This window comes from Anaerosphaera multitolerans (genome assembly GCF_004006535.1).
GTDB lineage: Bacteria > Bacillota > Clostridia > Tissierellales > Peptoniphilaceae > Anaerosphaera > Anaerosphaera multitolerans.
Genome location: NZ_RLIH01000003.1, coordinates 48,077 through 73,420, shown reverse-complemented (window position 1 = coordinate 73,420; position 25,344 = coordinate 48,077). Strand labels below are relative to the sequence as shown.

Genomic DNA, 25,344 nt, shown 5'->3' with positions numbered 1-25,344 from the left:
AGTATGAAATTGTCAACAAAAGGTAGATATGGGCTTATGGCAATGTATCAACTGCAATTAAACTATGGCAATGGTCCAATGTCAATAAATGACATAGCAAAAGCTGAAAATTTGTCGGAATTGTACTTGGAACAATTATTTACTCTTTTAAAAAGAGGGGGTCTCGTTAAGAGCATAAGAGGTGCCGGAGGCGGTTATGAATTGACCAGAAAGCCTGAGGAAATTAAAATTGGTGAAGTTTTAAATGTTTTAGAAGGTGACATGGCTCTTTCATGTAGTAGTATGAAAAATTTTCCGGAGTGTAAAAATACTGAGGACTGCGCAACAAAAAATATACTGGATAAGTTACAAGTTAAAATGGAAGAAGTATTAAATTCAATGAGTCTTGCCGATATGTGAGGTAGAAATGATAATTAATTTTGATAAAGCAGCTACTACAAAATTGAGAAAAGAAGTATTAGAAGAAATGTTGCCCTATTTGGAAGATTATTATGGAAATGCATCTAGTATGTATAGAATTGGCCAAAAATCAAAGGGTGTAATTGAAAGTAGTAGGACTAAAATAGCAGAGCTTTTAAATTGTAAAGCAACGGAAATCTATTTTACATCAGGAGGAACAGAGTCTGATAATTGGGCTATAAAAGGTGTAGCTGATACATTTCAGAATAAGGGAAGACATATTATTACTACAAAAATTGAACATCATGCAGTACTTCATACTATGGAGTTTTTAGAATCTAGAGGATATGAAGTAACTTATTTAAATGTAGATGGAGAAGGTTTTGTTGATTTAAAAGAACTTGAAAATTCAATTAGAAATGATACGATATTAATATCGGTAATGTATGCCAACAATGAAATTGGAACCATAGAGCCAATTGAGACTATTTCAGAAATTGCAAAGAGAAGAAATATTTTATTTCACGTAGATGGAGTTCAAGCTTTAGGAAATATTAAAATTGACTTAGAAAAACTTAATGTTGATTTAATGAGTTTTTCCGGACATAAAGTAAATGGACCTAAAGGAATTGGAATTTTATATGTAAAGAATGGAACTAAGATTACACCCCTTATTCACGGAGGTACCCAAGAGAGAGGCAAAAGAGCCGGAACTGAAAATGTTGCAGGAATAGTTGGGTTGGGTAAGGCAATTGAATGTGCAGTTGAAAATTTAGAAGAGAAAAGGGTACAGCTACTACCTTTAAGAGACAAATTAATTGAGGATTTAACTTCTATTAAGGGTATAGTCTTAAACGGCCCTATTTTAAAAAGACTACCGGGAAATGTCAATATTTCCATTGAGGGAGTTAAATCTCAGGAATTATTAATTTTTCTAGATATGAAAAACATATGTGCTTCAAGTGGAAGTGCATGTACTACTGGAAGTATAGAACCTTCTCATGTTTTAAAGGCTATAGGTTTAAATGATGACCTTGCAAAAAATTCTTTAAGACTTAGCTTGGACTATGAGAATACTTTTGAAGAGGTGGAAACTGTTACAAATATTTTAAAAGATGCAATTATTACACTGAGAAGATAGAGGTAAGATTATGAACTCAACTATGATAACACCACAAGTAAGTGATATGATGCCCAAGGTTTTAACTGGAGCAGTTACAATTTTATCTATAATTTTACTTTTTTTAATAATTTATTATTTAATAAACATAGGTAATAGATATATTGAAAAAAATAAAAGACTTGGAATCGATTTGAAATTAGTTCTAAAAATTATTGTAGTTCTAATTGTAATTTTTATAATAAGGGCTATTTTTAGCAGATATTCCATAGTAGGAGATACTGTATGGGCACTTTTAGCTGGTATTATTGTGGCTTTTGTAGTAAATCCAGCAGTTACTTTCTTGGAAGAAAAAAATGTAAGTAGAAAGTATGGGGTAATTATAGTATACTTTACTGCAATATTAATATTCACTTTACTTTTGACAATTGTTATACCGAAGACAATACAAGAGATATCGAATCTATTGAAAAGTATACCTACTATAATTGAGGCAGGAAGTAATATACTTACAGGATTTTTAGATTCAATATCAAATATCTTTAACATTGAAAGTTCAACAACTCAACAAGTTGTAACCAGTGAAGTTTCAACACAGATGTTCACTTTAGATATAGAAAAAATAATAAACAGTTTTGAAGATTTCCTCCTTGGTTCCTTAGAGGAATTCCAAAATAGATTGGGAGATTATTTGAGAAATGCTGCAAGCGGAGTATATGTTGTATTTTCCAAGTTAATTAGGCTTGTATTGGTATTTATTTTTTCCTTCTATTTTACAGTGGATAAAGATAAGTATAAAAATATTTTAATTAGAAATATTCCTAAGAAATACAAAGATGATATATTTTATGTTTCAAAAAAAATAAATCAGGCTTTGTTGGATTTTGTAAAAGGAAGACTTTTGATGGCTTTATTTGTAGGATTTGCAACTATGTTGTATTTATTGATTTTAGGTGTGGATTTTGCCATAGTAATCGGTATGATTACCTGTATTGCGGATATAATACCTTATATAGGACCATTCCTAGGGTTTATACCTGCAGTATTATTCGCCTTTATAGAGTCTCCGATTAAAGCAGTTTGGGTTGGTGTTTTATTTGTATTGCTACAATGGGTAGAAAATAATATACTTGCACCTAAGTTGTTATCTGATAAGACCGGACTTAATCCGATGTTAATTCTAATATCCATAATAATTGGAGGAGGAACATTTGGTGTATTCGGTATGATTTTAGCAGTGCCTGTGGTGTCAATAATTATAATTCTTATAGATTTTGCAAAAATGAAATATAATGAAAATAATTCTAAGCTAGTATAAATTGACAAATGCTTATTAACAACTTATAATTTTATTAGCAAAGTTCCTCCCTTTGATGGGAGGTTTTTTATGATGAAGAGGTGTATAATGAAAAATCTGAAATTACATGAGATTAGATCGGAATATTTAAAATTTTTTGAATCAAAAGAGCATTTGGTGTTACCAAGTTTTTCTTTAATACCTAAAAATGATAAATCCTTATTATTAATAGGAGCAGGTATGGCTCCAATGAAAAAATATTTTACAGGTGAATTAACTCCTCCATCTAGAAGAGTGGCTACTTGTCAAAAATGTATCAGAACTGGTGATATAGAAAATGTTGGAATAACAGATAGACACGCTACTTTTTTTGAGATGTTGGGAAATTTTTCCTTTGGTGATTATTTTAAAAGAGAAGCAATTTTTTGGGCTTGGGAGTTTTTAACTGAAAATCTTGAAATATCCGAAAAAGATTTATGGGCTACAGTTTTTTTTGAAGATGATGAAGCCTATAAAATCTGGAATGAGGAAGTTGGTTTACCAAAAGAAAAAATAGTAAGATTAGGTAAAGAAGATAACTTTTGGGAGCTTGAAGTTGGTCCATCAGGTCCTTGCTCTGAGATTTTTGTAGATCGAGGAGTGGAATATGGCTGTGGAGATGAAAACTGTAAGCCGGGTTGTGATTGCGATAGATTTATAGAAGTTTGGAATCTTGTATTTACTCAGTTTGACAAAGACGAAGAAGGAAATTATCATCCGCTAAAACATCCTAACATTGACACGGGAATGGGTTTAGAAAGACTTGCAACTGTATTGCAAAAGACTGATAATATATTTGAAATTGATGCCATTAAAAACATTATAGATAAAATTGAAAGTATATCTAATTATAAGTACGGTAGTGATAAAAACAAAGATATTTCAGTTAGAGTTATAACTGATCATATTAGAGCTATTACTTTTTTAATTTCAGATACAGTTAGACCTTCAAATGAAGGAAGAGGTTACGTTCTTAGAAGATTAATTAGAAGAGCTGCCAGACATGGAAGAATTTTAGGTATAAAGGAAAGTTTTCTAAGTGAGTTATCTAAGGTTATTATAGATTATTGGGGTAGAGATTATTATAAGGAATTAAATGAAAATAAAGATAGAATAATCTCCGTAATTAAGGCTGAAGAGGAAAAGTTCTTAGAGACCATTGAACAGGGTATGGCTCTACTGGATAATTATATGGTAAAAGATTTAAAGGGAACTAATAAAGATACACTTTCAGGAGATATTGCCTTTAAGCTTTACGATACCTATGGCTTTCCAATAGATTTAACTATAGAAATATTGGCTGAAAACAATTTTAAAGTAGATTTAAAGGGCTTTAATAAAAATATGGAGCATCAGAGAGAAATGGCAAGAAAAGCCAGAGACGATTCAGATAACATTGGATGGTCAAATCGAGACAATGATGAAATATTTGAAAGCTTTACAAGTGAATTTGTAGGTTATGATAAAGAGTCTGTAGAAGCTAATATTATTGGGATAGTTAAGGATAATGAATTAGTAGAAGAAATTTCTGAAGGGGATAGGGCTTTAATTGTTCTTGATAAGACTCCTTTTTATGGAGAATCGGGAGGTCAGGTAGGAGATACCGGTACTATTACATCTGAAAACTTTAAAGTGAAAGTAATAGATACAAAAGTCAGTTCAAAGGGTATTCATATACACATAGTTGAAGTTGAAGAGGGTATAGTTACTAATTCAAAAGTATATGCTGAGATAGATACGGAGAGAAGATCTAATATACGTAGAAATCACTCTGTTACTCACTTACTTCATAAAGCTTTAAAAATGGTATTGGGTTCTCATGTAAATCAGGCAGGTTCTGAGATATATGATAATAGAATGAGATTTGACTTTACTCATTTTGAGGGAATAACTAAAGAGCAGCTAAGGGAAATAGAGGATATTGTTAATGAAAAAATAAGTGAATCATTACCTGTGACAACGACTATTACTTCTGTTGAGGAAGCATTTAAATTAGGTGCTGTAGGCCTCTTTGATGAAAAGTATTCCGATGAGGTAAGAGTAGTAAGCATGGGAGATTTTTCCATGGAGCTTTGTGGTGGTACTCATGTAAGTAACACTTCAGAAATTTTAATGTTTAAAATATTAGCTGAGAATGGGATTTCATCAGGAGTAAGAAGAATAGAAGCTATAACAGGCCCTTCAGTTTATAATTATTTAAATAGTTTAGAATTTATGAGAGATGAGAGCTTGAAGTTCTTAAAGGTCAATTCCACAGAATTACTTGAGAGAATTAAGTCAATAATAGAATTAAATAAAAATTATGAAAAAGAAATTATAAAATTAAAGCAAAAAGAAGTAAAAAATGAAATTTCTGATATAATTAAAGATGTAAAAAATCACAATTCAATAAACTATGTAACACATGTTTTTGAAGATGTAGATCTAAACATTGTAAGAGATTTAGCTGATGAAGTAAGAGATAAAGTAGGTAGTGTAGTAGTACTTTTTGCAACTGTAAGTGAGAATAAAATAAATTTTGTTTGTACTGTTTCACAAGATTTGGTAAAACAAAAAATTTCCGCAGGAAACATAGTTAGAGAAGTGGCTAAGATAGTTGGAGGCGGAGGCGGTGGAAGACCGGACATGGCTACCGCTGGTGGAAAGGATATTTCCAAATTAGACTTAGCTTTATCTGAATTAAAAAACTTACTTTGAAAATATAATTAAATATGGTTTTATGATATAATTAAGTTGGAGGTATATTATGGGCGATAAGAATTTTGAAACTCAAGTTTTTGAAAAACAGAACTCAGAATCGGAAAGATATAAAAAAATTTTAAAATCGGTTTACGTAGCTCTCAGTGAAAAAGGGTATAATCCCATTGATCAAATAATTGGATATATATTATCGGGAGATCCAACTTATATTACTAGTCATAATAATGCAAGATCCATAATACAAGAAATTGAGCGAGATGAATTATTAGGAGAGCTTTTAAAATCCTATTTAAAATAATTAGTGATGAGATGGATTTATCCATCTCTTTTACATATTGTTAAATAATTAATTTATAAAATATGTACTTAGAATGAGGTTGTGGTAACAATAGAAAGAGTTTTAGGATTAGATGTTGGCGACAAATGGATTGGGGTTGCCATAAGTGATCCCTTAGGATTAATTGCCCAGTCTTTAAAAACCATAAAGAGAGATACAAGTAAACAAACCCTTGAGGAGATTCAAGATATAATACTTGAATACGATATAAGAAAAGTAGTTGTAGGTTTACCTAAAAATATGAATAATACAATAGGACCTCAGGGAGAAAAAGTAATGAAGTTTGCTTCTAGACTTAGTCGGAAATATAATGTTGAAATTATTTATTTAGATGAAAGAATGACCACACTTTCAGCACAAAGAGTTTTAATTGAAGCTGACGTAAGAAGAGAGAATAGAAAAAAATATGTAGATCAAATAGCTGCAACTTATATTTTGCAGACTTATCTCGATGGGTTAAAGGAGGCTTAAATGCAAAGACAACTTTTTTACGATGAAGAAGGAAATGCTGTAGAATTTATCATAAAAGCTAAGTTCAGCATTGATGATTATGATTACGTTGCAATGGTACCTGCTGATGATATAGAACCTTTGGTATATATACTAAGAGTTGATGTAGATGATGCCGGCAACGAATTATTGGCGGGAATTGATGATGATGAACTTGAAGAAGCTATAGAAGTATACGAAGAGCTTATGAAAGATAAATTGCAATGAGGTGAATTATGGAATATAGTGATGATTATATAAAAAATGTATTGAAAGAAAACGGTTATAAGTATACTCATCAAAGAGCGAAAATCTATGAGGTTTTTCTAAATAATAGAGATAGTCACCTTTCCACAGAAGATGTTTTTGAACATTTAAAAAAAGATAATCCTGAAATTGGAATTGCAACAGTTTATAGAACTTTAATGCTTTTTGAAGAATTGGGAATTTTATATAAAATAAGCTTTGATGATGGTTTAATAAGATATGAAATTAAGTCTGATGATGCAGTTCATAGACATCACCACTTAATTTGTACAAACTGTGGAAAAGTAATTGAATTTAAACTTGATTTATTAGATGAGCTTGAGAAAAAAATTGAAAAAGCAGAAAATTTTAAAATAATTGACCACAATCTCAAATTCTATGGTTACTGTGAAAAATGTAGTAATGAGAAGGAGAGAATTAATGAAAAATAGTAACAAATTAAAGATTATTCCCCTGGGTGGAATGTATGAGGTGGGGAAAAATCTTACTCTTGTGGAATATAGGGACGAGATAATAATTGTAGATTGCGGTCTGACATTCCCGGAAGAAGAAATGTTGGGAATAGACGTAGTAATACCTGATATAAGCTATTTAATTAAAAATCAAGAAAAAATAAAAGCTTTGGTGTTAACTCACGGACATGAAGATCATATTGGAGCAATACCTTATATTCTAAAGAAAATTAAAATGCCTATTTATGGTACACCTTTAACTTTAGGTTTATTGGAGAACAAATTAAAAGAACATAAATTAGGTGAAGTGGACTTAAATGTAGTCCATGCAGGACAGAATGTTAAACTGGGAAAAATGGAAGTTGAATGGATATCGGTAAATCACTCAATACCTGATAGCTGTGCTTTAGCTATTAAAACACCTTTAGGTTATGTATATCATTCAGGAGATTTCAAAGTTGATTATACGCCTATTTCAGGAGAAGTAATAGATTTACAGAGAATTGCAAAAATTGGCGAAAAAGGTGTAATAGCAATGATTGGAGAATCTACAAACGTACTTCGAGAAGGCTATACAATGAGTGAAAGCAAGGTTGGAGAAACCTTTAATAGAATTTTCTCAAATCATATTACCAATAGAATTATTATTGCAACCTTTGCATCAAATGTTCATAGGATTCAGCAGATTATAAATGCAGCTGAAAACTTTAATAGAAAAGTGGTTTTATCTGGCAGATCAATGTTAAATGTAACAGAAACTGCAAATAAATTGGGTTATTTAAAGGTAAAAAAAGGCACTTTAATTGATATTAAGAATATGGATAAATATGATGATAAGGATTTGGTAATAATAACGACAGGATCTCAGGGAGAGCCTATGAGCGCCCTAACTAGAATTGCCTATGGAGAACATAGGAGAATTCAGTTAACCCCTAATGATATAGTAATTCTATCTGCAACTCCTATTCCTGGAAATGAAATGGATGTTTCAAAAGTAACAAATAAATTAATGGAAGTTGGAGCGAATGTAATATATGAAACGTTAACTGAAATCCATGTTTCAGGGCACGCTTGTCAGGAAGAACTAAAACTTATATTATCTTTAGTAAAACCTAAATATTTTATTCCTGCTCACGGTGAGTTAAGACACTTGTTAAAACATGCCAGTATTGCAGAAGATTTAGGAATAGGAAGAGAAAATATATTTATAATGGAAAATGGAAATTGTTTAGAAATTTCACAAAAAGATGCTAAGTTTGTATCAGATGTACCGGCTGGAAATATATTAGTAGACGGTTTAGGAATTGGTGATGTTGGAAATATAGTTTTAAGAGATAGAAAGCATCTTTCAGAAGATGGATTAATTGTAGTAGTTGTAACAATATCTAAGTCAGATGGAAAGATAATTTCAGGTCCTGATATTATTTCAAGAGGATTTGTATACGTTAGGGAATCTGAAGATTTAATGGACGAAGCTAGAGAAATTGTTAAAAAAACATTGGGAAAATGTGACAGTAAATCAATTACAGACTGGTCAACACTTAAGAACAATATACGCGAGGATTTAAAAGGATTTTTATTTAGTAAAATTAAAAGAAATCCTATGATACTTCCAATTATTATGGAAATTTAATTTTTGAAGATTTGGGGAATCTAATAGATTCCCCTTTTAGAGGTGCAAATGTCAAATATTAATTATGATTATATTGAAGAATATATAAGAAGTGTAATTCCTAGAAAAACTGATAATTTATTTAAATTAAGAAATTTTGCTATAGAGCATAATGTTCCCATAGTTGAAGAAGAAACGGAAGAATTCATAAAATTTTTAATTTCTATAAAGAAACCTGAAAAAATGTTGGAATTGGGAACTGCAATTGGTTATTCAGCTATAAGTTTTACTAAGAGTTCAGATAGCATTAAAAACTTTACTACTATAGAAATAAAAAATGAAATGGTAGAAATTGCAAGAAAAAACATAGAAGAAGAGCAACTAAATTCTATAATAAAAGTTATTGAAGGAGATGCAGCAGAAGTTATTAATGAACTTGAAGATAGTTTTGATATAATATTTATTGATGCCGCAAAAGGTCAATATGAGAAGTATTTCAACTTAGTATTAAAAAATTTAAATGAAGATGGTATAATAATTTGCGACAATGTTCTATATAAAGGGATGATTGCCAATGAAGAGTTGGTTAACAAAAGAAAAAAAACTATTGTAAAAAGACTTAGAAACTTTTTAAATAAAATATCAAAAAATAAGGAATATCAGTCTTCAATAGTACCAATAGGAGACGGTGTTTTATTAGTTAGGAGAAGCAATTAATGAAAAAAATTGAACTATTAGCTCCAGCCGGAGATTTAAATAAATTAAAGACAGCAATTGACTATGGTGCAGATGCTGTCTATTTAGGTGGAGAAAGTTTTGGATTAAGAAAAGCATCTAAAAACTTCTCTATGGATGAAATAGAGGAAGGAATCTTATATGCTCACAGTAGAGGAAAAAAAGTTCACGTAACTTTAAATATAATTCCACATAATAAGGATATTATCGGCGTTGAAGACTATGTAAGAAAATTATACGATATAGGCGTAGATGCTCTAATAGTTGCAGATCCGGGTATGTTTATGAAAGTGAAAGAAACTTGTCCTGAAATGGATATACACATCTCAACGCAAGGCTCTGTAACAAACACATCTACAGTACAATTTTGGAGTAAAATGGGAGCTAAAAGAGTAGTTCTTGCAAGAGAGTTATCCTTAGATGAAATAAAAAGTATAATTAATGACACAAAAGGCACTATTGAAATAGAAACCTTTGGTCATGGAGCAATGTGTATGTCATACTCCGGAAGATGTCTTTTATCTAATTATATGACCGGAAGAGATGCAAATATGGGTGATTGTGCCCAACCTTGCAGATATAAGTATTATTTAGTTGAGGAAAAAAGACCTGGGGAGTATTTTCCAATAGAGGAACATGAAGAAGGAACTTTTATTATGAACTCTAAGGACTTATGTATTATTGAACATTTAGATGAATTAATAAAAGCGGGAATTCAAAGTTTAAAAATTGAAGGAAGAGTTAAAAGCGAGTATTACTTGGCCACTGTAATTCGATCTTATAGAATGGCCATAGATGATTATTACAAAAATCCGGGTGAATATAAATTTAATCCATATTTAATGGAGGAAATAAAAAAGGTAAGTCACAGAGATTTTACAACCGGATTTTATTTTGGTAAGGCAAATGAGGATTCTCAAGTTTATAAGACAAATTCCTATATTAGAGGTTATGATTTTGTAGGTTTGGTTTTAGATTACGATCCAAAATCTAAAATTGCAACTGTTGAACAGAGAAATAGAATTTTCAAAGATGAATTAGTGGAAATATTTGGACCTTCCATTGAACATTTTGAACAAAAATTATATTATATGGTTGATGATGAGGGTAATGATTTAGATGTGGCAAATCATGCTCAGCAAATTTTTAAAATAAAAGTAGACAATGAAGTTAAATCGGGTTATATGATTAGGAGAAAAAGTGAAAGCGTATGAAAAAATCAATTATAATAGGAATTGCAGGTGGTTCCGGTTCAGGTAAAACTACAGTTACCAATGAGTTAAAGTCTTTAATAGATGAAGATAAAGTCACTATAATTGAGCAGGATAGTTATTATAAAGATCAAAGTGCTTTACCATATGAACAAAGAGTAAAAACCAATTATGACCATCCTTTCGCCTTTGATAATGATCTTTTAATTGAACATTTAAAGAAACTTAGAAATAACGAAACTATTGAAAAACCTATATATGATTTTGAAATCCATAATCGAAAAGAGGAAACTAAACTAATTGTACCTAAAGAAGTTATTATACTGGAGGGTATTTTAATTTTAACTGAAGAAAGTATTAGAGAGTTATTGGATATTAAAGTCTTTGTAGATACTGATAGTGACGTTAGAATAATAAGAAGAATATTAAGGGACATAAAAGAGAGGGGCAGGTCTTTGGAGTCTGTTATATTGCAGTATATGTCGACTGTTCGTCCTGCACATTTGCAATTTGTTGAACCTTCAAAAAAATATGCTGACGTAATAATACCTGAGGGTGGATATAACGAAGTAGCAATTGACTTGATTAATACTAAAATTCAAACTTTTTTAAAGGAAAATAAAGATTAATGTTGACAATTTTTAATTATAGTAGTATACTATCAAGAGTTGTAAAGAAGAAGTCCGCTTCTCACCTTATTCTTAAGTTATAAGGTTATTTTAGAATAGAAGTTTTATATTCTAGCGGGCTTTTGCTCGCTTTTTTTAATTATATGGAGGTGCTTAGAAATTAAAGAACTTCAAATCAATGAAGAGATAAGAGAAAAAGAAGTTAGATTAATTGACGATGAAGGAAACCAAATAGGAGTGGTATCTCGAAATCGTGCTCTTGAAATGGCTGAGGAGAGGAAACTAGACTTAGTAAACGTTGCTCCTAATTCGAAACCGCCTGTATGTCGTATTATGGATTATGGTAAGTACAGGTATGAGATGATGAAGAAAGAAAAAGAATCTAAGAAGAAACAAAAGGTAATTAGTGTAAAAGAGTTACGTTTGACACCTAATATAGAGACTCACGATTTAAATACAAAATCAAACAAAGCCATTGAATTTCTAAATAATGGAGATAGAGTAAAGGTATCTGTACGATTTAGAGGTAGAGAAATGGGGCACACTGAAATTGGTAAAGAAGTACTCGAAAAATTTGTTGAATTAGTTTCTGAGCATGGAGTAGTGGATAGAAAACCTAAATTAGAAGGTAGAAATATGTCAATGTTTTTATCTCCTAAGACAGATAAATAAGGAGGATTATTATGGGTAAGATGAAGACTCACAGAGGGTCTGCTAAGAGATTTAAAAGAACAGGTACAGGAAAAATTAAAAGATTTTCTGCTTTTAGAAGTCATTTAACAGGTAAAAAAAGTCCGAAGAGAATTAGAACACTTAGAAAATCTTCTTTAGTAAGTGCTGGAGATCAAAGAAGAATTAATAATATGATTCCATAATTTAAGGAGGAAAGATAAATGGCTAGAGTTAAAAGAGCAGTAAATGCTAAGAAAAAACATAAAAAAATATTAAAACAAGCTAAAGGATATTTTGGAGCAAAATCAAAATTATTTAGACCTGCTAATCAAGCAGTTATGAAGTCTTTAAATTATTCTTATATAGGAAGAAAACACAGAAAAAGAGATTTTAGAAAGCTTTGGATTACAAGAATTAATGCAGCAGCTAGAGATAATGGCTTAAGCTATTCTAAATTTATAAATGGATTAAAGAAAGCAAATGTTGATATTAATAGAAAAATGCTTTCAGAAATGGCTATTAATGATCCAAAGGGATTTGCACATTTAGTGGAAATTGCAAAAGGTAATTAATTATTAAGTTCCCTCGGGAACTTTCTTTTTTGGGAAATTATAAATATTTTGGGGGAATAAAAATGTGGTCTGAAATAAAATCGCGATTTTTAGGTCTTTTACGAAATCCTCCATTACTCATAGGTTTATCATTTATAACAGTAATTCTTGCAGGGGCTATTCTATTAAACTTACCCTTGGCAAGTCAAGATGGTAAATCTATAGGCTTTGTTAATGCTCTATTCACATCCAGTTCTGCTACTGGAGTAAACGGATTAGTGGTTGTGAATACTGCAGAGCATTGGACTATTTTCGGAAAAGTAATAATTTTATTATTAATTCAAATAGGCGGACTTGGTACTATGGTTGTATTTACAATGTTTGCCTTATTATTGGGGAAAAAGATTGGATTCCAACAGAGGATTTTAATAGTTGAACAACTAAATAGCAATTCAATGTCTGGAGTCGTAAAACTTACTAAGTATGTAATAGGCGTCAGCTTTTTAATTGAATTCATTGGTAGCTTAATGCTTATGATACGTTTTATACCTCAGTTTGGTTTAAAAACAGGAATATGGTATTCTATCTTTCATTCAATTTCAGCCTTTTGTAATGCAGGATTTGATATTTTAGGAAATTCAATAATACCTTATAGTACCGATATTCTTGTAAATGCTACTATAATGGCTTTAATTATTATTGGTGGTCTTGGTTTTGTAGTATACTTGGATATATATTCTAAGAGAAATTTAAAGAAACTAACAGTGCATACTAAAATAGTTTTGGTAATGACTTTATCTCTATTGTTAATAGGTACTTTTTTTATTTTTATTTTGGAGTACAATAATCCGGAAACTTTAAAGAATTATTCTTTAGGAGAAAAGTTTTTGATTTCTGCCTTTCAATCTACAATTACACGTACAGCAGGCTTTAACTCTATAAATATAGGTGGTTTAAAAGATGCAACAGCATTTTTAATAATAATCTTAATGTTTATTGGAGGTTCACCAGCTTCTACGGCAGGTGGGTTAAAGACAACTACAATAGGTGTGTTGATTTTTTCAACCATTTCAGCTTTAAGAGGTGAAAGAGAGCCGGTTGCTTATAAAAGAACTATTCCTACAAAGACCATTTTAAAAAGTTTGACTATTATAATTATTTGTTTAAGCTTAGTAATCGTTGTGGCTTTTAGTTTATCAATAATTGAAAACGAAAGATTTAACTTCGAGGATATTTTATTTGAAGCGGTATCTGCTTTCGGTACTGTGGGATTGACTAGAGGTATTACTAGTAATTTAAGTGATTTATCCAAAGTTATACTTTCAGTTACTATGTTTATTGGAAGAGTTGGACCGGCAACTATTGCAATGGGTATATTAAAGAAAAAGAAACCTTCAAGTGTAAAATACTCTGAAGGAAATATAATGGTAGGCTAGGAGGAAAAATGAAATCATTTGTTGTTTTTGGATGTGGTAGATTTGGTTCTACTGTAGCTACTACTTTAGCTGAACTTGATAATGAGGTTTTAGTGGTAGATATTAATTTTGATAAGGTACAAGGGATTTCGGATCAGGTTACTGCAGCAGTTCAATGTGACGTACTAGACGAAAATGCCATTAAAGATTTAGGATTAAAAAATTTTGATGTAGCTGTAATTGCAATAGGTACAAACTTAGAAGCCGCAATTATGGCTACAATAATGTCTAAGGAAGCAGGTATCAGTTATATAGTTGCAAAGGCAAATGGACTTAGACATGGAAATATACTTGAAAAAGTAGGTGCAAATAAAATAATCTATCCTGAAATAGATATGGGTTACAAAGTTGCACACAATTTAACTTCAAGTAATATATTGGATATTATTCAATTATCGCCTGATTTTTCAATTGCTGAAATTAAAGTTGTACCCGATTGGTATGGTAAGACCATAGAGCAAGTGCAATTTAGAAAGTTATTTAACGTTACAATTCTTGGCATTGAGAGTAGGGATAATTTGGATATTTCTCCATCCTCAGATACTATCCTTTTGGAAAATGACATACTTGTACTACTTGGAAGTAATGAAGATATTCAAAAATTAGAAAAAATGCAAGGTATATAATTATTAAATTTGGGTATTATATTTGTAGTATAAGGATGGTGTTGAGAATTGATAACAATTGAAAAAATAGATTATGTTATGAATATAACAGGAGTTCCCTATGAAGTTGTAAGAAAAGCTTTATTGGATTCAGATGGTGACGTTGATAAGGCGATTAAATTAATTAAAAATTCTTTAGAACCTTTTGAAAATAAAGAAAATAAAAAAGATACAATAGATTTTAATGATATTAAAGATGCCATAAAGTCAATTTGGGAAGAAGGTAATGCCAGCAGATTGACAATAGAAAGAAATGGAGAGCTATTATTAAATATTTCTCTTACAGTATCTGCTATAGGTATAGTTATAGCGCCTGTAGCAGCTCTATTGGGAGTGGGCATTATGGGAACGGACTTTTTAGGGGATTTTGTTATAAAAATAATTTTATCCTCAGGAGAAGTTATAGACGTTAAAGAGTATATTAAAAGCTTAAGATAATTGTCATTTTATTTATTGTAATAGTATAAATATTATGTTAAACTTAAATAGTTGATATAAAGGAGTTGTATATTAATGAAAAAAGGAATTCATCCAGAATATAAAGAAGCAACTGTAACTTGTGCATCATGTGGAACAACATTTAAAACAGGTTCAGTTAAAGAAGAATTAAAAGTTGAAATTTGTTCTGAATGCCATCCGTTCTTTACAGGAAAACAAAAATTTACTGACCATGGCGGACGTATTGAAAGATTCAATAAGAAATATCAAAGAAATGATTAATGGTTAGCTAGGCTAACCATTTTTCTATAAGGAGCATTATGGAGAAAAGAAATACTAAGGAGTTATTTAAAACTTCAATTGGTGGACAAGCTCTAATTGAAGGAGTTATGATGAGAGGTCCTTCAAAAATTGCAATAGCAGTTAGAAAGCCCGATAATGATATAGAACTTAAGGTTGAAGAAGCAAAAGACCTATCAAAAAAATATAAAATACTAGCCTTGCCAATTATTAGAGGAGCCTATAAATTAGTTGAATCAATGGTTATAGGAATAAACTCCTTAACCTATTCTGCATCTTTTTGGGAAGATGAAGAAGAGTTAAATAAAAAAGAATCGAATGAAAATAAAGGTATTTTAGATAAAATATTTAAAGACAAAAAAGAAAGTGTAGAAATGGCTTTTATTGTCTTAATTTCTTTTATTATTGCAGCATTATTGTTTATGATTTTACCAAGTATGATTGCCGGATTTTTAAATAAGTACGCTGATTCTTCCTTACTATTAAATTTAGTTGAAGGGATATTAAGACTTATAATTTTCGGTATATATTTGTACTATGTTTCAAAAATTGATGATATTAAGAGGGTATTTGAGTACCACGGTAGTGAGCATAAATCAATTCATTGCTATGAAGCTGGTGATGAATTAACTGTAGAAAATGTAAAAAAATATCCGATAGTTCATCCAAGGTGTGGTACGAGTTTTTTATTTATGGTTATGATAATAAGTATAATAGTACTTTCTTTTTTTGGATGGCCAAGTCCAGTTATGAGAGTTATAAGCAGGTTAGTTGCACTTCCTGTTATTGCCGGAATAGCTTATGAAGTTAATAGAATAATTGGGAAAAGTGATCTTAAATTATGTAAATTTATAGCCATACCTGGTCTTAAAATTCAAGAACATATTACCGTAAGAGAGCCGGATGATTCTATGATTGAAGTTGCTTTGGAAAGTTTAAAGGCTGTTTTACCGGAAGATGGTGAAAGTGATCTATGGTAATAGGAGAAGCGTTGGAAAAGGGGTTAAAATATTTAGAAAATTCTGAATATACTAACCCTTTTTTAGAGGTTAAAGTGATTTTAAGTCATTTATTAAATAAAGACATTTCCTATTTTATATCTCATAGTGAAGATGAATTAGATATAGAGGTTGAAAAAGAATATTTAGAAATTTTAAATCGTAGAAAACAAGGTGAACCGCTACAGTATATATTAGGAGAAGTCAATTTTTACGGAAGAGATTTTTATATTGATAACAACGTATTAATTCCGAGAAATGACACTGAAATCAGCGTAGATGTTTTAAGGGAAATATTTAAGAATAATAAAATCGATAAATTTTTGGAAATAGGTTGCGGTACAGGTGTTGTCTCTATTACTATGGCGCTAATGAATGAGTGCGCTGATTTTCTAGCAGTTGATATTTCTGAATATGCTATTAAAAATACAATTAAAAATATTAATAAATATGACTTAAAAAATATTAGTGTTATTCAAAGTAATTTATATTCTAATGTAACGGGGAGCTATGATATAATTTATTCAAATCCACCTTATATTAGGACTGAAGAAATTAAAAATTTACAGGCTGAAGTTAAGAATTTTGAACCTATATTAGCTTTAGATGGTGGTTGTGATGGTTTGTATTTTTATAGAAAAATAATTGAAGGTGCAAAAAACCGTCTTAATAAAAATGGATTTTTAGTTTTTGAAATAGGATATGATCAGGCTGAAGATTTAAAAATAATTTTAAAGGATTATGAGATAAAAGTATTTAAAGATTTAGCGCAAAAAGATAGAGTAATAGTTGCATATAAAGGAGCATAGAATGTACGAAAATATACAAGCTTTTGAAGATAAATATTTAGAACTTGAAAGTCAATTAATGGACGTTAATGTAATAAGTGATTCTAAATTATATCAAAAAACAGCAATTGAACATGCGGAAATTGAACCCATAGTTTTAAAATATAGAGAATTGAAAAATATTCAAAAACATTTAGAGGATAATAAAGAGTTATTAAATGAAAAGATAGATGATGAATTAAGAGAACTTGCTAAGGATGAAATTAAAGAAGATGAAGAAAAGCTAATTGAAATTGAAGAAGAATTGAAAATACTTTTAATTCCTAAAGATCCCAATGATAATAAAAATGTTATAGTTGAAATTAGGGCAGGTGCAGGCGGTGATGAAGCAGCTTTATTTGCCGGAGTGCTATTTAGACAGTATGTAAGATATGCAGAGAGGAATAATTGGAAAGTTGAATTATTAAATACTAATGAAATTGGAATTGGCGGCTATAAAGAAGTTATTTTTATGATTATTGGAAAAGGAGCTTATTCAAGGTTAAAATATGAGTCCGGTGTTCATAGAGTTCAAAGAGTTCCTGAAACTGAAAGTTCCGGAAGAATTCATACGTCTACTGTAACTGTAGCAGTTTTACCGGAAGCTGAAGATGTGGAAGTGGAAATAGATCCAAGTGAATTGAAATTTGATGTATATAGGTCTTCAGGAGCTGGTGGACAGCATGTTAATACTACAGATTCCGCTGTTAGAATTACACATGTTCCAACGGGAATAGTAGTTCAATGTCAAAATGAAAGGTCTCAAATCCAAAACAGGGAACAAGCCTTAAGATTATTAAAGTCTAAGTTGTATGATGAAAAACTTCAAGAACAAAATAAAGCTCTTTCAGATCAGAAAAAATCTCAAGTTGGAACAGGTGATAGATCTGAGAGAATAAGAACTTATAATTATCCCCAAGGTAGAGTTACAGATCATAGAGTAGGTCTTACACTTCACAAGCTGGATTCAGTTACTGACGGAGATTTAGATGAAATAATAGACACTTTAATAGCCAGTGACCAAGCTAGTAAAATAGAAAACGCATAGATAAAATATGATTTTATAAATATTGATTTAATATTATAGATTATATATAATATATTAAGATAGTGTAATATAAAATTTATTAGGGGGTATTATTTATGAACCATATGACAAGTGATAACTTAAGATCAGCTTTCGGAGGAGAAAGTCAAGCCCACATGAGATATATTATTTGGGGAGAAGAAGCTGAAAAAGCCGGCTTTAAAAATGTAGCAAGATTATTTAAAGCTACTTCAGATGCTGAAGAAGTACATGCTAAATTGCATTTTAATGCTTTAAAAGATGTTAAAGGTGATTTCCCAGTTACTTCCATGGCAGGATTTGGAATTGGAACTACTTCTGAAAATTTAGAGGGTGCTAAAGGTGGAGAAGTGTTCGAATATACACAAATGTATCCTGCTTACATCGCAGTTGCTGAAATGCAAGGAGAAGATACAGCGGTTAAAGCTATGAGATATGCTATAGAAGCTGAAAAAGTTCATGCTGAAAGATATCAAGAAGCAAAGGATTGTGTTGATGCTGGTAAAGATTTAGATGCTGAAGACATAATACTTTGTCCGGTTTGTGGATATATTACTTTTGATGCAACTTTAGAAGAGTGTCCAATTTGTCATGCAAAAGCTAAGGTTTTTGTAAAATATTAATTTTAAATTTAAAACTGCCTTTGAAGGGCAGTTTTTTTAGTGTAAAAATTTTATGAATTATTATAAAGAAAGTTTAGTATTGGAAAATTCTGTAGCCATATCTAAAAAATTATTGAGTATAAAATTTTTCAGCTTTTTGTCTATGCTCGTCATTGGAGCGTTTTTCAACCAATGTAAACATAAAGTTCTATAACTTTTATTTTTTAAATAATATATATCTACATTATAATTTTTTAGCATATGAGAATTTGGAGTTATCGCTACACCAAGGTTTATAGAAACGAAATCAGCTACCATTGAGTCGGTTGGAGCGTAATAGGTAATATTAGGATTAAAATTATAGGAATTGAAAATTTTCATAATTGTCTTATACATAGAAAAGTTTTTATCATAGGTAATAAAATTTTCGCTTGCAAATATGCTTAAATCATCAATTTCTTTGTCTATGTCATATTTACCTTTTGGTGTTATTAAAACAAACTCTTCTCTAAAAAGAGGATAGGATAAGATTTCCGGGTCATCTACTCTAATAGCAAACCCCATAAAAAATTTACTTTCTTTCATATTTTTAATTAATTCTGCTGTATCCATTTGAATTAGTTCAAATTTCATATTTTCTTTATTGTGTAGCTCATTAAAAGATGAAAACAATAAAGGTAGAAATTCTAAACTCATAGAGGCGACACATGCAATTTTAGTTGAGCTGCTAATCTTAAATTTAAAGTCGTTCATTTCATTTAATGCGCTTTCATAAATGTTTAAAATATTATTTACATAGTCTAAAAAAATAATTCCATATTTTGTCAATTTAATATTCCTTCCAACTTTTTGAAACAATGGAAGTCCTATTTCATCTTCCATAGTATTAATTGCATAATTAATGCTGGAAGGTGATGTAAGCTGTTCATCAGCAGCAATTGAGTAATGTTCGTATTTAGCTAGAGATTGAAAATAATATAGATGTTGAATGTTCATAATTACCTCCTATATTAATTAAACCAAAAAACTGAATGATTTTATAGAATCTATTTTATCACATAATTTAAAAATAAACATTGATAATAAGAGAAATACGTGACATTTTATAATAATTATTAAAAATAATATACTAGAAGTTTATATAACACTTTAAGTTGATTATTAAATTACTCAACTAATTAGAATATATAGATATATATTTTAGCGAGGTAAAACGTTATCCAAAAATTAAAACGTTGATAAATAGATGTTATGATGATATTCTTTTTTATAGAAAGAAGAATATTGTCGGAATTATTAACACTATTATTTGAAAGGATGAAAATGTAATGGCAAAAGATATTACAGATGAACAAATTAAGGAATTAGATGAATTATTCGAAAAGGCGGAAAAAGCAAGAAAAATTATTGAGACTTATGATCAGGAAAAGGTTGACAGATTAATTCAAGCTGTCGGTTGGGCAATTGGAAATAAAAAAACTGTTAAAGAACTTGCGGATATGGCTATTGAGGAAAGTGGTTTAGGGGATCCGGAATCACGTTTAAACAAAAGGTTTAAAGTAAGGGGAGTATTGAGAGATGCATTAAGAGGAAAAAGTGTTGGATGTATAGAAGAAATTCCGGAAAAAGGAATTAAAAAATATGCTAAACCTGTAGGAATTATAGCTTCACTTGTACCTACAACTAATCCTGTGCTTACACCTGCAGGACAGGCTATATATGGAATAAAAGCAAGAGACGTTTTAATATTTTCACCACATCCTAGAGCCAAGAACACTACTTTTAAAGGTGTTGAAATAATGAGGGAAGCATTAAGAAAAGAAGGTGCACCAGAGGATATATTGCAATGTGTAACTAATCCTAGTGTAGCAATGACGGATGAATTAATGAAAAGAGCTGATCTGGTAATAGCAACTGGCGGAAGACCTATGGTTAAAGCCGCATATAGTTCCGGAACACCTGCATATGGATCTGGAGCGGGAAATGCAACTATGATATTTGATAATACTGCTGATCCTGAAGAAGCTGCTCATAATACTATGTTAAGTAAAACATCTGATTTTGGAAGTGGATGTTCTGCAGACGGAAATTTAGTAATTTATGATGAAATTTATGATGAAACATTAAATTGTCTTGAAAAAGAAGGTGGCTATAGAGCAAATGCTGAAGAAAAAGAAATGTTAAGAAAAGCTATGTGGGATGATGAAGGGCATAGAAAACCTGATACAGTAGCAATTTCACCACAAAAGTTAGCTGAAATTGCGGGATTTAAAATTCCTGAAGATAGAAAATTTATATTTGTTGAAGAAGAAAATATTGGTAAAGATTATCCGTTTTCAAGTGAAAAGCTTACTACGTTACTAGCTACTTTTAAATATTCAGGAGAATTTGAAAATGCTTTAGATAAAATGAGAGCTATATATGAAGTTGGTGGAAAAGGTCATTCTTGTGGAATTTTTTCTTATGATGAAGATCATATAAACAGATTGGCTATGGCTGCTCCAGTTAGCAGAATTATGGTTAGACAGCCTCAATCCAAAGCGAATTCCGGTTCAGCAACAAATGGTATGCCTATGACATCGTCAATGGGATGCGGCACTTGGGGTGGCAATATTGTATCTGAGAATATAGCTTTAAAACATTATATGAATACCACTTGGGTTTCAGTTCCAATAGAGAGAGATATGCCTTCTGATAAAGAATTATTTGGTGATTTTTATGATCCAGAATTGGCTGAAAATTAATTAAAGATTATAGTTAATTACTATAATCTACATAAATGGGAGGTTAAAATGAATAAGATAATTTCTGAACAATTAGTAGATTATTTAGAAAAGAGAGATACGAAATACGTTTTTGGTCTATGTGGTCATACAGTTATAGAGATGTTAGATGCATTGGAAAAAAGTGAACAACTTAAATATATTTCTGTACGACATGAGCAAATAGCTTCTACTGCAGCAGATGGATATGCAAGAGCCACAGGTAAGGCAAGTGTAGTTTTATGTCACTTAGGACCTGGACTAACTAACGCTACTACAGGTGTTGCTAATGCTTCACTGGACTCTATTCCAATGGTTGTTATTGCCGGGGATGTTCCAAGTTATTATTATGGAAAGCATCCACATCAAGAGATTAATATGCACGCAGATGGATCTCAATATGAAATTTATAAACCTTTTGTAAAGAGAGCTTTTAGAGTTGATACACCTGAGTTATTTCCGGAAATTTTAGATAGAGCTTTTAGGTTAGCAGAGTCTGGAAGACCAGGACCGGTTTTAATCTCTGTTCCTATGGATATGTTTTCAAGAAAAATAGATACAAGATTTTTTGAAAGAATATACAAAGGTAGTGTAAATATAATTAAGCCGAGTTTAGAAGAAAATACTGCAAAAGAAATAGCAAAAACACTTATTGAGGCTAAAAGACCAATAATACATGTTGGTGGAGGTATAGTATTAGCAAATGCTTCCAAAGAACTGGAAGATTTGGTGAATTTTTTAAACATACCTGTTTCAAGAACTTTAATGGGTCAAGGAGCATTATCTGACAAACATCCTTTAATGCTGGGAATGACCGGATTTTGGGGAACTAATTTTATTAATGAGAAAACTTCAAATGCAGATGTAATACTGGGCTTAGGAACTAGATTTGCAGAAGCTGATTCAAGTTCTTGGTATAAAGGGGTTACCTTTAATGAGGATAAGACAAAATTTATTCAAATAGATATCGATCCTGCTGAGATAGGAAGAAACTATCCTGTAGAAATAGGTGCTATTGCAGACTTAAAGGTGGCATTAATCGCCATATTAAAGGCAGCTAAAGAATTAAAACCTGAAGGAATAAAAAGACCTGAATTAATTGAAGAAATAAAACTTTATAAAAGATCTTTTAAAAAATCCAATGAATCTATTGAAAATGATAATAGATTTCCAATGACGCCTCAAAGAATTTTAAAAGATGTTAGAGAAGTTTTACCTGAAGATGCAGTGATTTGTACCGATGTAGGTTGGAATAAAAATGGAGTGGGTCAGCAATTTGATATAACAGAACCGGGAACAATTATACATCCTGGTGGCCTTGCCACTATGGGATTTGGATCTGCAGCTATTTTAGGTGTTAAACTTGCTAAACCGGATAAAAAAGTAATTACTTTAATCGGTGACGGAGGTTTTGGAACAAATCCGTCAGTTCTTGCCACAGCTAAAGAATACAATATACCTGTTGTGTGGGTAGTTATGAATAATTATGCATTTGGAACTATAGCTGGACTGGAAGGAGCTCATTATAAACATAATTTCGGAACAGTATTTAAAATAGACGGACATCCATATAATCCTGAATGGGCAGATGTTGCCAAAGCTTATGGAATTAAGGGGAAGAAAGTAAGTTCTGCTGAAGAATTTAAAGAAGCTTTTGAGGAAGCTTTAAATAGTGATGAGCCATATTTAATTGATGTTCCAATGGAAAATATCCCTGTTCCGACTGAGGGTATTTGGAACATTAATGATATTTATACGCCTAAGGAGAATGTAAAGGATGGTGTATTAATATCCGGAAAGGCAGAAAGATCTGACCATGTAAGTACTAATTAACATTAAATTAAAATCCATATGAGGATAAAATCTCCTCATATGGGATTACAAAGGAGGTACATTTATGATTAAATGGCTAGATGAGCATATAGAGGAATTTATCTTAGTAGTACTTTTAATATTTATGACAGTAATTTTAGGTATTCAAATCATTTCAAGATACATATTTAATAATTCATTAAGTTGGTCTGAAGAGTTAGTGAGATATTTATTTGTTTGGTCAGCATTTATGGGAGTTCCATATTGTATAAAAAAAGGCACCTCAATTAAAGTAGATCAATTTAGAAATATGATGCCGATTAAAATTCAAAAGTTTTTATTGTATTTCGACAAGATTATTATGTTTGCATTATTCTTAATATTAGCAATATTTTCCTTTGATGTAGTTAGACAAACGTATTTAAGTGGGCAGACTAGTGCTGCAATGGGAGTTCCTATGTGGACAGTACAACTATCAGTACTTGTGGGATCAATATTATCGCTAATAAGAATTGTTCAAAATTTTTATGAAGTTTTATCAGGACATAAAAAAGTTGAACAAAAACATGGACTATAAGAGGAGGAAGTATTATGACTATTGCAAGCTTATTTATAGTATTTATGATTTTACTCGTATTTGGAATTCCTATAGGAATGATTTTGGCAGGAATGGGAATATTGCCAAATCTTATAGATCCTTGGTTTGCTGCTGATCCTCAATACATAATTAGAGCTATGATTGGCGGAGTAAACAGTTTTCCTATATTGGCAGTACCTATGTTTATTTTATCGGGAAATATAATGGCAGAAGGGAAAATAAGTGAAAAGTTGTTTAATTTCTTTTCTTATTTCATAGCTAATAAAACAGCTGGACTTCCAATAGCTACCGTTGTTACTTGTTTGTTTTATGGAGCTATATCAGGTTCAGGTCCTGCCACTACTGCAGCTGTAGGAGCTATGACTATTCCAATACTTGTTAAATTTGGATATGATAAAGTATTTTCAACAGCCTTAGTTGCGGTAGCCGGTGGTTTAGGTGTTATAATTCCGCCAAGTATCCCATTTATTTTTTACGGACAAAGTGCAGGGGTATCTGTTGCTGATATATTTATAGCCGGAGTTGTTCCGGGTTTGTTAATTGGATTTTGTTTAATGGCTTACGCCTACTATTATTGCAAGAAGAATGGCGAAGATAAAGTAAAACTTCAAGCTTATGAAGCTGATCTGAAAAGCATTGGTTTTGGGAAGTTATTTTTAAATAGTTTTTGGGCTTTATTGTCACCTGTAATAATATTGGGAAGTATATATAGCGGTATTGCATCTCCAACAGAAGCTGCTGTTATTTCAGTGTTTTATTCTTTAATAATATCAATATTTATATATAAAACAATAAAGGTTAAAGATATTTTTCCAATTTTAAAAGACAGTGCAGGAACATATTCAACTATATTATTTATTATAGCTGCCGCTACCGGATTTGCCAGAGTTTTAACCTATATGAAAGCACCTGAGCTAATTGCCAGTGTTGTTACTGGAGCAGTAAGCAGTAAGATAGCCCTTTTATTATTGTTAAATATAATTCTTTTATTAGTTGGTATGTTTATGGATACAACGCCTGCAATACTAGTTTTAACACCTATATTACTCCCTATGGTAATAGAATATGGAATGAATCCAATTCATTTTGGAGTAATGATGGTTGTAAACTTAGCAATTGGTTTTGTTACTCCGCCACTTGGAGTGAATCTATTTGTTGCAAGTTCAATAAGTGATGTAAAAATAGAGGATATAGTAAAAAAAGCAATACCATTTATTATTGCATTTATAGTTGCTTTACTGTTAATAACTTTTATTCCACAAATTAGCTTAATTTTAATAGGAGGTTAATT

At 30.8% G+C, this 25,344-nt stretch carries 28 protein-coding genes; 27 read left to right on the top strand and 1 reads right to left on the bottom strand.

Annotated features, from left to right (window positions below):
- The first annotated feature begins 3 nt into the window (after nucleotides 1-3).
- From EF514_RS02870 to EF514_RS02760, 23 genes are all read left to right on the top strand, one after another.
- Nucleotides 4-399 (top strand): RrF2 family transcriptional regulator, encoded by a 396-nt coding sequence (locus EF514_RS02870; RefSeq protein ID WP_127723651.1) that lies wholly within the window; start codon nucleotides 4-6, stop codon nucleotides 397-399.
- A 7-nt stretch (nucleotides 400-406) separates the two neighbouring features.
- A complete protein-coding gene (locus EF514_RS02865; protein ID WP_127723649.1) occupies nucleotides 407-1,540 on the top strand; it encodes a cysteine desulfurase family protein in 1,134 nt (377 codons plus the stop codon).
- A 10-nt stretch (nucleotides 1,541-1,550) separates the two neighbouring features.
- Nucleotides 1,551-2,837 carry an AI-2E family transporter gene (locus EF514_RS02860; protein ID WP_127723647.1) on the top strand — a complete coding sequence of 429 codons (1,287 nt, stop codon included), beginning with the start codon at nucleotides 1,551-1,553 and terminating at the stop codon, nucleotides 2,835-2,837.
- Nucleotides 2,838-2,924: 87 nt separating this feature from the next.
- Nucleotides 2,925-5,552 (top strand): alanine--tRNA ligase, encoded by a 2,628-nt coding sequence (alaS, locus tag EF514_RS02855; RefSeq protein ID WP_127723645.1) that lies wholly within the window; start codon nucleotides 2,925-2,927, stop codon nucleotides 5,550-5,552.
- 49 nt (nucleotides 5,553-5,601) lie between these two features.
- The gene (locus EF514_RS02850; RefSeq protein ID WP_127723643.1) at nucleotides 5,602-5,853 is read left to right on the top strand and encodes an IreB family regulatory phosphoprotein; all 252 of its coding nucleotides are present in this window, start codon (nucleotides 5,602-5,604) and stop codon (nucleotides 5,851-5,853) included.
- A 90-nt stretch (nucleotides 5,854-5,943) separates the two neighbouring features.
- Entirely contained in the window at nucleotides 5,944-6,363 is a 420-nt protein-coding gene (gene ruvX, locus EF514_RS02845; RefSeq protein WP_127723952.1) for a Holliday junction resolvase RuvX, read from the top strand.
- Complete coding sequence (locus EF514_RS02840; protein ID WP_127723641.1) at nucleotides 6,364-6,609, top strand: DUF1292 domain-containing protein; 246 nt, start codon at nucleotides 6,364-6,366, stop codon at nucleotides 6,607-6,609. It abuts the gene before it with no gap.
- 8 nt (nucleotides 6,610-6,617) lie between these two features.
- Complete coding sequence (locus EF514_RS02835; RefSeq protein WP_127723639.1) at nucleotides 6,618-7,079, top strand: Fur family transcriptional regulator; 462 nt, start codon at nucleotides 6,618-6,620, stop codon at nucleotides 7,077-7,079.
- Nucleotides 7,069-8,733: a ribonuclease J gene (locus EF514_RS02830; protein ID WP_127723637.1), complete on the top strand. Its 1,665-nt coding sequence runs from the start codon at nucleotides 7,069-7,071 to the stop codon at nucleotides 8,731-8,733. Before EF514_RS02835 ends, EF514_RS02830 begins: the two co-directional genes overlap by 11 nt.
- A gap of 48 nt (nucleotides 8,734-8,781) precedes the next feature.
- On the top strand, nucleotides 8,782-9,429 hold the full coding sequence (locus EF514_RS02825) for an O-methyltransferase (RefSeq protein ID WP_127723635.1): 648 nt from the start codon (nucleotides 8,782-8,784) through the stop codon (nucleotides 9,427-9,429).
- Entirely contained in the window at nucleotides 9,429-10,661 is a 1,233-nt protein-coding gene (locus EF514_RS02820; RefSeq protein ID WP_127723633.1) for a peptidase U32 family protein, read from the top strand. Before EF514_RS02825 ends, EF514_RS02820 begins: the two co-directional genes overlap by 1 nt.
- Nucleotides 10,658-11,287, top strand: a complete 630-nt coding sequence (gene udk, locus EF514_RS02815) for a uridine kinase (RefSeq protein WP_127723631.1) — start codon at nucleotides 10,658-10,660, stop codon at nucleotides 11,285-11,287. The genes EF514_RS02820 and udk overlap by 4 nt, the downstream gene beginning before the upstream one ends.
- Nucleotides 11,288-11,425: 138 nt before the next feature.
- Nucleotides 11,426-11,959 (top strand): translation initiation factor IF-3, encoded by a 534-nt coding sequence (gene infC / locus EF514_RS02810; protein WP_127723629.1) that lies wholly within the window; start codon nucleotides 11,426-11,428, stop codon nucleotides 11,957-11,959.
- An 11-nt stretch (nucleotides 11,960-11,970) separates the two neighbouring features.
- Nucleotides 11,971-12,162: a 50S ribosomal protein L35 gene (gene rpmI / locus EF514_RS02805; protein WP_127723627.1), complete on the top strand. Its 192-nt coding sequence runs from the start codon at nucleotides 11,971-11,973 to the stop codon at nucleotides 12,160-12,162.
- 18 nt (nucleotides 12,163-12,180) lie between these two features.
- On the top strand, nucleotides 12,181-12,531 hold the full coding sequence (gene rplT, locus EF514_RS02800; protein ID WP_127723625.1) for a 50S ribosomal protein L20: 351 nt from the start codon (nucleotides 12,181-12,183) through the stop codon (nucleotides 12,529-12,531).
- A gap of 62 nt (nucleotides 12,532-12,593) precedes the next feature.
- The gene (locus EF514_RS02795; protein WP_127723623.1) at nucleotides 12,594-13,946 is read left to right on the top strand and encodes a TrkH family potassium uptake protein; all 1,353 of its coding nucleotides are present in this window, start codon (nucleotides 12,594-12,596) and stop codon (nucleotides 13,944-13,946) included.
- Between the two features lie 8 nt (nucleotides 13,947-13,954).
- A complete protein-coding gene (locus EF514_RS02790; RefSeq protein ID WP_127723621.1) occupies nucleotides 13,955-14,611 on the top strand; it encodes a potassium channel family protein in 657 nt (218 codons plus the stop codon).
- A gap of 48 nt (nucleotides 14,612-14,659) precedes the next feature.
- Nucleotides 14,660-15,088, top strand: a complete 429-nt coding sequence (locus tag EF514_RS02785) for a DUF4342 domain-containing protein (protein ID WP_127723619.1) — start codon at nucleotides 14,660-14,662, stop codon at nucleotides 15,086-15,088.
- A 75-nt stretch (nucleotides 15,089-15,163) separates the two neighbouring features.
- Nucleotides 15,164-15,370, top strand: coding sequence for a 50S ribosomal protein L31 (gene rpmE, locus EF514_RS02780; RefSeq protein WP_073182645.1), 207 nt, complete (start codon nucleotides 15,164-15,166; stop codon nucleotides 15,368-15,370).
- Between the two features lie 38 nt (nucleotides 15,371-15,408).
- Nucleotides 15,409-16,368: a DUF1385 domain-containing protein gene (locus tag EF514_RS02775; RefSeq protein ID WP_127723617.1), complete on the top strand. Its 960-nt coding sequence runs from the start codon at nucleotides 15,409-15,411 to the stop codon at nucleotides 16,366-16,368.
- Nucleotides 16,362-17,195 carry a peptide chain release factor N(5)-glutamine methyltransferase gene (gene prmC / locus EF514_RS02770; RefSeq protein ID WP_127723615.1) on the top strand — a complete coding sequence of 278 codons (834 nt, stop codon included), beginning with the start codon at nucleotides 16,362-16,364 and terminating at the stop codon, nucleotides 17,193-17,195. The genes EF514_RS02775 and prmC overlap by 7 nt, the downstream gene beginning before the upstream one ends.
- A 1-nt stretch (nucleotide 17,196) precedes the next feature.
- Nucleotides 17,197-18,261, top strand: coding sequence for a peptide chain release factor 1 (prfA, locus tag EF514_RS02765; RefSeq protein ID WP_127723612.1), 1,065 nt, complete (start codon nucleotides 17,197-17,199; stop codon nucleotides 18,259-18,261).
- A gap of 95 nt (nucleotides 18,262-18,356) precedes the next feature.
- Complete coding sequence (locus tag EF514_RS02760; protein ID WP_127723610.1) at nucleotides 18,357-18,902, top strand: rubrerythrin family protein; 546 nt, start codon at nucleotides 18,357-18,359, stop codon at nucleotides 18,900-18,902.
- 60 nt (nucleotides 18,903-18,962) lie between these two features.
- Here the strand turns inward: EF514_RS02760 and EF514_RS02755 are convergent, their stop codons facing one another.
- Nucleotides 18,963-19,877: a LysR family transcriptional regulator gene (locus EF514_RS02755; RefSeq protein ID WP_127723608.1), complete on the bottom strand. Its 915-nt coding sequence runs from the start codon at nucleotides 19,875-19,877 to the stop codon at nucleotides 18,963-18,965.
- 332 nt (nucleotides 19,878-20,209) lie between these two features.
- Between EF514_RS02755 and EF514_RS02750 the strand changes: the two genes are divergently transcribed.
- From EF514_RS02750 to EF514_RS02735, 4 genes are all read left to right on the top strand, one after another.
- Nucleotides 20,210-21,625 (top strand): aldehyde dehydrogenase family protein, encoded by a 1,416-nt coding sequence (locus EF514_RS02750; protein ID WP_127723606.1) that lies wholly within the window; start codon nucleotides 20,210-20,212, stop codon nucleotides 21,623-21,625.
- A 48-nt stretch (nucleotides 21,626-21,673) separates the two neighbouring features.
- A complete protein-coding gene (locus tag EF514_RS02745; RefSeq protein ID WP_127723604.1) occupies nucleotides 21,674-23,476 on the top strand; it encodes a thiamine pyrophosphate-binding protein in 1,803 nt (600 codons plus the stop codon).
- A 64-nt stretch (nucleotides 23,477-23,540) separates the two neighbouring features.
- The gene (locus EF514_RS02740) at nucleotides 23,541-24,032 is read left to right on the top strand and encodes a TRAP transporter small permease (protein WP_205666362.1); all 492 of its coding nucleotides are present in this window, start codon (nucleotides 23,541-23,543) and stop codon (nucleotides 24,030-24,032) included.
- 14 nt (nucleotides 24,033-24,046) lie between these two features.
- A complete protein-coding gene (locus EF514_RS02735; RefSeq protein WP_127723602.1) occupies nucleotides 24,047-25,342 on the top strand; it encodes a TRAP transporter large permease in 1,296 nt (431 codons plus the stop codon).
- Nucleotides 25,343-25,344: the final 2 nt, after the last annotated feature.

Bases quoted from the DNA above. Each gene is read 5' to 3' on its own strand.
- udk (WP_127723631.1), top strand. From the start codon at position 10,658: ATGAAAAAATCAATTATAATAGGAATTGCAGGTGGTTCCGGTTCAGGT.
- rpmI (WP_127723627.1), top strand. From the start codon at position 11,971: ATGGGTAAGATGAAGACTCACAGAGGGTCTGCTAAGAGATTTAAAAGA.
- EF514_RS02795 (WP_127723623.1), top strand. From the start codon at position 12,594: ATGTGGTCTGAAATAAAATCGCGATTTTTAGGTCTTTTACGAAATCCT.
- EF514_RS02775 (WP_127723617.1), top strand. From the start codon at position 15,409: ATGGAGAAAAGAAATACTAAGGAGTTATTTAAAACTTCAATTGGTGGA.
- EF514_RS02860 (WP_127723647.1), top strand. From the start codon at position 1,551: ATGAACTCAACTATGATAACACCACAAGTAAGTGATATGATGCCCAAG.
- EF514_RS02830 (WP_127723637.1), top strand. From the start codon at position 7,069: ATGAAAAATAGTAACAAATTAAAGATTATTCCCCTGGGTGGAATGTAT.
- rplT (WP_127723625.1), top strand. From the start codon at position 12,181: ATGGCTAGAGTTAAAAGAGCAGTAAATGCTAAGAAAAAACATAAAAAA.
- EF514_RS02840 (WP_127723641.1), top strand. From the start codon at position 6,364: ATGCAAAGACAACTTTTTTACGATGAAGAAGGAAATGCTGTAGAATTT.
- EF514_RS02825 (WP_127723635.1), top strand. From the start codon at position 8,782: ATGTCAAATATTAATTATGATTATATTGAAGAATATATAAGAAGTGTA.
- EF514_RS02835 (WP_127723639.1), top strand. From the start codon at position 6,618: ATGGAATATAGTGATGATTATATAAAAAATGTATTGAAAGAAAACGGT.
- EF514_RS02735 (WP_127723602.1), top strand. From the start codon at position 24,047: ATGACTATTGCAAGCTTATTTATAGTATTTATGATTTTACTCGTATTT.
- EF514_RS02760 (WP_127723610.1), top strand. From the start codon at position 18,357: ATGAACCATATGACAAGTGATAACTTAAGATCAGCTTTCGGAGGAGAA.
- EF514_RS02740 (WP_205666362.1), top strand. From the start codon at position 23,541: ATGATTAAATGGCTAGATGAGCATATAGAGGAATTTATCTTAGTAGTA.
- EF514_RS02745 (WP_127723604.1), top strand. From the start codon at position 21,674: ATGAATAAGATAATTTCTGAACAATTAGTAGATTATTTAGAAAAGAGA.
- alaS (WP_127723645.1), top strand. From the start codon at position 2,925: ATGAAAAATCTGAAATTACATGAGATTAGATCGGAATATTTAAAATTT.
- EF514_RS02750 (WP_127723606.1), top strand. From the start codon at position 20,210: ATGGCAAAAGATATTACAGATGAACAAATTAAGGAATTAGATGAATTA.
- EF514_RS02870 (WP_127723651.1), top strand. From the start codon at position 4: ATGAAATTGTCAACAAAAGGTAGATATGGGCTTATGGCAATGTATCAA.
- EF514_RS02820 (WP_127723633.1), top strand. From the start codon at position 9,429: ATGAAAAAAATTGAACTATTAGCTCCAGCCGGAGATTTAAATAAATTA.
- EF514_RS02790 (WP_127723621.1), top strand. From the start codon at position 13,955: ATGAAATCATTTGTTGTTTTTGGATGTGGTAGATTTGGTTCTACTGTA.
- EF514_RS02865 (WP_127723649.1), top strand. From the start codon at position 407: ATGATAATTAATTTTGATAAAGCAGCTACTACAAAATTGAGAAAAGAA.
- prmC (WP_127723615.1), top strand. From the start codon at position 16,362: ATGGTAATAGGAGAAGCGTTGGAAAAGGGGTTAAAATATTTAGAAAAT.
- EF514_RS02850 (WP_127723643.1), top strand. From the start codon at position 5,602: ATGGGCGATAAGAATTTTGAAACTCAAGTTTTTGAAAAACAGAACTCA.
- EF514_RS02755 (WP_127723608.1), bottom strand. From the start codon at position 19,877: ATGAACATTCAACATCTATATTATTTTCAATCTCTAGCTAAATACGAA.
- rpmE (WP_073182645.1), top strand. From the start codon at position 15,164: ATGAAAAAAGGAATTCATCCAGAATATAAAGAAGCAACTGTAACTTGT.
- prfA (WP_127723612.1), top strand. From the start codon at position 17,197: ATGTACGAAAATATACAAGCTTTTGAAGATAAATATTTAGAACTTGAA.